We start from the raw sequence: 7,175 nt of genomic DNA on the forward strand, positions 1-7,175 counted from the left end.
CATTGTATGTTGGCATGGATAATTTCCTACGATTGCTGGATGGTGGACATGAAATGGATAAGCATTTCCGTACCAAGCCATTGGCAGAAAATATTCCGCTGATTATGGGAATGCTGGGGATCTGGTATATCAATTTCTTTAACGCCCAGACCCATGCAATCGTTCCCTATGATCACTCACTGGCGCGTTTTCCGAGTCACATGCAACAGTTGGATATGGAAAGCAACGGTAAGTTTATTAACCGTCAGGGCCCGCGCATAAGTTATAAAACGGGACCGGTTATCTGGGGCACACCTGGCACCAATGGCCAACATGCTTACTTTCAACTGATTCATCAGGGTACACAGTTAATTCCGGTGGATTTTGTGTTACCGGTCAACAGTCATTATCCTGAATGTGATCATCAATCCATTTTATTGGCCAATGGTTTGGCTCAATCAGAAGCATTGATGAAAGGTAAAACGGCTGAGGAAGTCAGAGAAGAGTTGGTCAAGGAAGGCTATGAAGGCAAAGCCCTGGATGCATTATTGCCGCATAAAGTCTTCCCGGGTAATCGTCCGAGTAATGTATTGTTATTTCCTAAATTAACGCCGGAAATGTTGGGACAGCTGGTCGCTCTCTATGAGCACAAAGTATTTGTTCAGGGGGTTATCTGGAATATCAATTCGTTTGACCAATGGGGTGTAGAGCTTGGTAAACAGCTTGCAAAAGCTATTTTGCCGGATTTGCAGAGTAATGCCGAAATCTCAGTACATGATAGTTCTACTACCGAGCTTATCAGACTGATCCGTACCTTGAGACAATAAATAAATCAAAGCGGCTCGTACCTTACGAGCCGCTTCATCATCAAGAGTTAGTGCTTTTTACGAATAATCAATCCGGCCAATGGTGGTAAGTTCAATACAATTGAGTAAGGTCTGTCGGACCAGCTTATTGAATCGCTCTGAATTACCTGACTAACAGAATAATTACTGCCACTGTAGTACTCCGAGTCAGAATTGATGACAACCTCATATTCGCCTGCTTCAGGCACACCAATGCGATAATTATCTCTCACGACAGGTGTGAAATTGAACACTGCCACAGCGATGGAATCCTGTCCCTGTCGCAGGTAGCTTAGTACGGACTGTTCCCGATCATTGCAATCAATCCATTCGAACCCATGTGCATCAAAGTCATGATAATGAAGCGCCGGGCTCTCTCGGTAGACTTTATTTAAATCAGTGACCAGCTGTAATAGGCCCTGATGTTTTGGGTAATCCAGTAAATACCATTCCAGTGCTTTTTCACTATTCCACTCACTGCCCTGACCAAATTCTGATCCCATAAATAATAATTTTTTGCCGGGATAGCTGTACATAAAGGTATAAAGTAACCGCAGATTAGCAAACTGCTGCCACTCATCTCCGGGCATTTTGTAGCGCATCGAACCTTTACCATGTACAACTTCATCATGTGAAAAAGGCAATACAAAATTTTCGGTAAATGCATACAGCAAACCAAAGGTAAGCTGATCATGATGATAGCGACGATGAATGGGATCCTGTTTCATATACTCAAGGATGTCGTGCATCCAGCCCATATTCCACTTCATCGAGAAACCCAGTCCGCCCATATCTGCTGGTCGAGAAACCATTGGATAGGAGGTGGATTCTTCCGCGGCGATAATACAACCAGGGTGAGACTGATGCAGTATGGTATTAACTTCTTTGAGAAAACTGATGACCTCAAGATTCTCACGGCCACCATGAATATTTGGTAACCATTGACCTTCCTGACGTGAATAATCGAGATAAAGCATCGACGCGACTGCATCGACGCGTAATCCATCTATGTGGCATTCTTCCAGCCAGAAAAATGCACTGGATAACAGGAAGTTACGAACCTCGTTGCGGCCGTAATTAAAGATTAAAGTACCCCAGTCCTGGTGTTCTCCACGACGGGGATCTTCATGTTCATAGAGCGCGGTACCATCAAACTTGGCAAGGCCGAAGCTGTCTTTGGGAAAATGTCCAGGCACCCAATCCAGTAACACACCAATATTATTTTGATGACATTGGTCGACAAAATATCGAAAATCATCCGGTGAGCCGAACCTGCTGGTTGCAGCATAATAACCTGTGGTTTGATAACCCCAGGAAATATCCAGAGGGTGTTCGGTGATCGGTAAAAGCTCAATATGAGTGAAGCCCATTTTACGGACGTATGGCACCAGTTTGTCAGCAAGTTCGCGGTAACTGCAGAAGCTGCCATCACTGCGCTTTTGCCAGGAACCGAGATGGACTTCATAAACGCTATGTGGCGCATGGAGCCATTTTGTATGCTCTCTGTTGGACATCCATTCTTTGTCCTGCCATTGATAGTTGCTGTCAAAAATCACTGATGCAGTACCGGGACGAAGTTCTGCCTGCTGGCAATACGGATCCATTTTCAGATGCAGACTGCCATCATGATAGTTACGTATTTCAAATTTGTAGAGTTCACCAATTTCCAGACCTGGAATGAATAATTCCCATACACCAGTACTGCCTCTGGAACGCATGGGATGACAGCGTCCATCCCAACGGTTGAATGTGCCGACAACGCTGACACGTTGGGCATTGGGTGCCCAGGTGGCAAACATCACACCTTGTACACCGTTTACTGTGCGCTTGTGAGATCCCAGAATTCGGTAGGCATGCCAGTGTTTACCCTCCGCAAACAAATACAGATCGTAATCCGAAATTTGCGGTGGGAAGCAGTACGGATCGTAATGACTCTGAATTTGATTTTGTGAAGTGGTACGATGAATCTGGTATGGCGTTTCTAAATCATCAGAACGGCCTGTCCACTCAAAAATATCTGTACCCTCAACCCGCTTCATAGGCAGATTGTTTCCTACCGTGGCGGATTCGGTATGAGGTAAGAAAGCCCTGACATACACGCCGCTTTTGGTCGGATGACGACCCAAAACTGCAAAAGGATCATGATGTCTGGCTTCTATGATTTTAAGTTGGTCATCTGTCAAATTTTGTTCAAAAACCATAGATATACTGTCCCGTAAATTTTTCTATTGCTGTCCACCTTAACGATGTGGCACGCTTAAAGCCATTACAACATATTTCACTGCATAGCTGGCTGGAGATTTGAATATGCCCAAAAATAATAGCACGCGTTTTGTCAGTCGACTGACCAGAGATACTCTGGCGTTGATTCTAGCAGGCGGGCGTGGTTCACGTTTGAAACAACTGACTGGTTGGCGTGCAAAACCCGCTGTACCCTTTGGTGGAAAATTCAGGATTATAGATTTCCCTCTATCAAACTGCGTCAATTCGGGGATCCGCAGAGTAGGGGTGTTAACACAGTATAAAGCGCATTCATTGATACGACATATCCAACAGGGCTGGGGCTTTATGCGTGGTGCTTTGGGAGAGTTTGTCGAGTTGTTGCCAGCCTCACAGCGTACCGAGCAGGGTTGGTATACCGGCACCGCCGATGCGGTATATCAGAATATCGACATTCTACGCAATCATGGCCCTGAGTATGTATTGATCCTGGCAGGCGATCATATTTACAAAATGGATTATGGTGATATGTTGGCTGAACATGTTGCGCAAAATGCCGATATGACTATTGGTTGTATCGAGGTACCATTGGACCAGGCCAGAGCTTTTGGGGTCATGTCGGTTGATTTGAATCACCGTATTATCGCTTTTAATGAAAAACCTGCAAATCCAACGCCGATTCCGGGGCATGATGATGTTGCATTGGCTTCAATGGGGATTTATATTTTCAATGCTGGTTTCTTGTATGAGCAGTTGATAAAGGATGCTGACAATTCAAGATCCAGTCATGACTTTGGTCATGACATTATCCCGTCCTTAATTGAGAAATATAAAGTTGTCGCTTTTCCTTACAAAGATGTGCAGGGCAATGATCCAGGATACTGGCGTGATGTGGGAACAATAGATGCTTTCTGGTCGGCGAATCTTGAATTAATTGGTGTTACACCAGAACTGAATCTTTACGACGAAGAGTGGCCAATCTGGACGCATCAGGCCCAATTGCCGCCTGCCAAGTTTGTTTTTGATGATGACGATCGGCGGGGTATGGCTGTTGATTCAATGGTCTCAGGGGGGTGCATTATTTCCGGATCCGTTGTGAGGCACTCGGTTCTGTTTTCCAATGTTGAAGTCCATAGTTTCAGTCTGATAGAAGATAGTGTGGTATTACCGGATGTCTCTGTGGGCAGGCACTGTCGCCTGAAGAAAGTTGTGCTTGATAAAGGCTGTATCGTCCCTGAAGGAACGGTTATTGGCGAAGATCCTGAACTTGATGCTCAACGTTTTGAAGTTTCACCCAATGGTGTTGTATTAGTCACACCTGAAATGCTGGGGCAAAATTACCGTTATGTCCGATAAATTAAAAGTCGTTTTATGCTGGCACATGCACCAGCCGCAATATAGTGAACCGATGGGCGGAAGCTATCAGCTCCCTTGGACCTATCTGCATGCAATAAAAGATTATGTAGATATGGCCTGGCATCTCGAACAAATCCCTGAGGCTCGGGCGGTGGTTAATTTCGCACCTACCTTACTGGAACAGATTGATGATTATGATCAGCAACTGAAAGGCCGCTTTAAAGGAACAGGATGTCTGAAAGATCCTTTGTTAATTGCGCTGGATTCACCGGTGCAACCAGTTCATATTGAAGAGCGCCAAACAATACTAAATGCTTGTCTGCGCGCCAATGATGAGAAGCTTATAGCGCCGTTTCCAATATTTGCAAAACTTGCTGAAATGGCACGCTGGGTCTTGGAAGAGAAGCAGCGTCTGGCCTACCTAAATGATCAATTCCTGGTGGATATGCTGGTTTGGTACCATCTGGTGTGGATGGGCGAGTCAGTGAGGCGCAACGATATTCGTATTCAGGCCTTAATGAAAAAAGGCCAGCAATTTAATTTTCATGATCGCCGGCAATTAATGATCGTTATTGGTGAGTTGCTGAGTGATGTTATTCCACGTTATCGACGACTCGCAGAGGCCAAAAAAGTTGAGTTATCGGTAACGCCTTACGCTCATCCGATAGTGCCATTATTACTGGATATTAATAGCACGCTGGAAGCGATGCCGGATGCCCTGTTGCCACAAATTCGGCAGTATCCTGGTGGAGATGTCCGCACCGATTGGCATATGGAAAAAGGTCTGGAAGTATTTGAGTCATTTTTTGGTTTCCGTCCCAAAGGCTGCTGGCCATCTGAAGGTGCAGTTTCAAAGCCAACTATTGAGTCGATAGCCAAACATGGCTTTAGTTGGACTGCCAGTGGTGAAAATGTCTTACGAAACAGTCTGCAGAAAAGTGCTTTGCCTGACAGTAGCATTCATAAGCCTTATCAACTAGAAGCGGTAGGTCCTGCATGCTTTTTCCGAGATGATGGTTTATCCGATTTAATTGGTTTTACCTATACCAAATGGAGTGCTGAAGATGCTGTTAACGACTTTATTCATCATCTGACTAATATTAAAGCTACGACAGAGGGTGATGCCGATAGAGTTGTTTCAGTCATTCTGGATGGAGAAAATGCCTGGGAACATTATTCCTATAATGGGTTTTATTTTTTGCAAAGCCTGTATAAACAGCTTTCCAGACATCCGGATATAGAATTGACCACTTTCTCAGATTGTCTGGAGAATGGCGTTAAACCCGCATTATTACCTGAAATGGTAGCTGGTAGCTGGGTTTACGGTACTTTCTCCACCTGGATTGGTGATGTTGATAAAAATCGGGCATGGGATCTGCTGAGTCAGGCTAAACAGGTTTATGACGAAAAAATTGCTGCTGCAGAGATTGATGAAGATCTGCTACAGGCAATTGATAAACAGCTGGCTATTTGTGAGGGATCGGATTGGTTTTGGTGGTTTGGCGATTACAACGCAGCAGACAGTGTCAGTGATTTTGAACGACTGTTCCGTTTGCATTTATCAAACCTTTATCAAATGTTGGGAGAAGAAGTGCCTCAAATATTGTCAGAGGTTGTGTCATTAGGAGGAGGAGAAGCCGAGCAGGGTGGCACAATGCGTCGTGGCGGCTAATTAATGAAACAGGCTCATATCTTTGATAATCGTCGGACCGGTGTATTGCTGCATATCACCAGTTTACCCAGTAGAAACTTAGGGGCAGATGCCTACCGTTTTGTGGATTTTTTGCACCAATCAGGGGTAACAGTCTGGCAGATGCTGCCATTAGGACCTACCCATGATGATGGTTCGCCTTATCAATGTTTATCGGCTCATGCTGGCAATAACAAGCTGTTATGTGAAGCTTATATTAAAGCTCAACCCTGGGTGCACACCGAAGATCTGGCGGGTAAAAAAATCTACACAATCGTGGCAAATGCTTACAAGCAATTCTACGAAAATGCTAATGAGGCTGACTGGGCTGCCTTTGATAGTTTTTGTCAGCGACAGGCATTTTGGTTGGAAGATTATATTCTGTATCGTGAAATACGTAATCTGAATCATGCGCTACCATGGTTTGACTGGCCAGTTGAGTTTCGTGACAGAGACCCGGCCACGCTGAAAGACTTGGCTGAGCAACGTGCAGAATCCCTGAATATTCGCCGATTTGAACAGTTTCTGTTTTTCCAGCAATGGAACAATTTAAAAACCTATGCCAATCAGAAGAACGTCAAATTGTTTGGTGATATGCCAATTTTCGTTGCCCATGACAGTGCAGATGTATGGGCAGCACCTGAATTGTTTACCCTCGATGAGACAGGGCAGGCCACAAAGGTAACCGGTGTTCCGCCTGATTATTTTTCTGCAACGGGACAACGTTGGGGTAACCCGCTTTATGAATGGCAGGCGCACATTGACGAAGATTTTGATTGGTGGGTAAAACGTTTGTCGACTCAGCTCGAGCTGTTTGATTTAATCCGTATAGATCATTTCAGGGGGTTTGAGTCATGTTGGGAGATTCCGGCCAGTTGCGAAACGGCAATGGAAGGTGAGTGGGGTAAAGCCCCAGGTGAAGCGTTATTTAATAAATTGGTAGCAAACTTTGGTGAGCTTCCTCTTGTTGCCGAAGATCTGGGAATAATCACTGAAGAAGTAACTGCGTTACGGGAACAATTTGCCATGCCTGGCATGAAGATTCTGCAATTTGCCTTTGGTGGTGATGCTGACAATCCTTATCT

4 protein-coding genes and 1 pseudogene are annotated in these 7,175 nt (G+C 44.9%); 4 read left to right on the forward strand and 1 reads right to left on the reverse strand.

Going from position 1 to position 7,175, the window contains the following annotated elements; all coding sequences use genetic code 11:
* Positions 1-806, forward strand: a pseudogene (gene pgi, locus B3182_RS09625) (glucose-6-phosphate isomerase); the annotation flags it as partial.
* Positions 807-853: 47 nt separating this feature from the next.
* Here pgi and glgB read toward each other — a convergent pair.
* Positions 854-3,025, reverse strand: a complete 2,172-nt coding sequence (gene glgB / locus B3182_RS09630; RefSeq protein ID WP_292354217.1) for a 1,4-alpha-glucan branching protein GlgB — start codon at positions 3,023-3,025, stop codon at positions 854-856.
* Between the two features lie 106 nt (positions 3,026-3,131).
* Here glgB and glgC point away from each other — a divergent pair, with 106 nt between their 5' ends.
* The 3 genes from glgC to malQ form a co-directional block, all read left to right on the forward strand.
* A complete protein-coding gene (gene glgC / locus B3182_RS09635; RefSeq protein ID WP_292354218.1) occupies positions 3,132-4,400 on the forward strand; it encodes a glucose-1-phosphate adenylyltransferase in 1,269 nt (422 codons plus the stop codon).
* The gene (locus tag B3182_RS09640) at positions 4,390-6,072 is read left to right on the forward strand and encodes a glycoside hydrolase family 57 protein (RefSeq protein WP_292354220.1); all 1,683 of its coding nucleotides are present in this window, start codon (positions 4,390-4,392) and stop codon (positions 6,070-6,072) included. The genes glgC and B3182_RS09640 overlap by 11 nt, the downstream gene beginning before the upstream one ends.
* A 3-nt stretch (positions 6,073-6,075) precedes the next feature.
* Positions 6,076-7,175: 4-alpha-glucanotransferase (malQ, locus tag B3182_RS09645; protein ID WP_292752575.1), on the forward strand; the 1,100-nt coding region annotated here is incomplete at its 3' end.

Origin of the sequence: Methylophaga sp. UBA4204 (genome assembly GCF_002379485.1) — a bacterium.
Lineage (GTDB): Bacteria > Pseudomonadota > Gammaproteobacteria > Nitrosococcales > Methylophagaceae > Methylophaga.

Excerpts from the sequence above, each read along its gene's own strand:
- glgB (WP_292354217.1), bottom strand. The coding sequence starts at position 3,025 with ATGGTTTTTGAACAAAATTTGACAGATGACCAACTTAAAATCATAGAA.
- glgC (WP_292354218.1), top strand. The coding sequence starts at position 3,132 with ATGCCCAAAAATAATAGCACGCGTTTTGTCAGTCGACTGACCAGAGAT.
- B3182_RS09640 (WP_292354220.1), top strand. The coding sequence starts at position 4,390 with ATGTCCGATAAATTAAAAGTCGTTTTATGCTGGCACATGCACCAGCCG.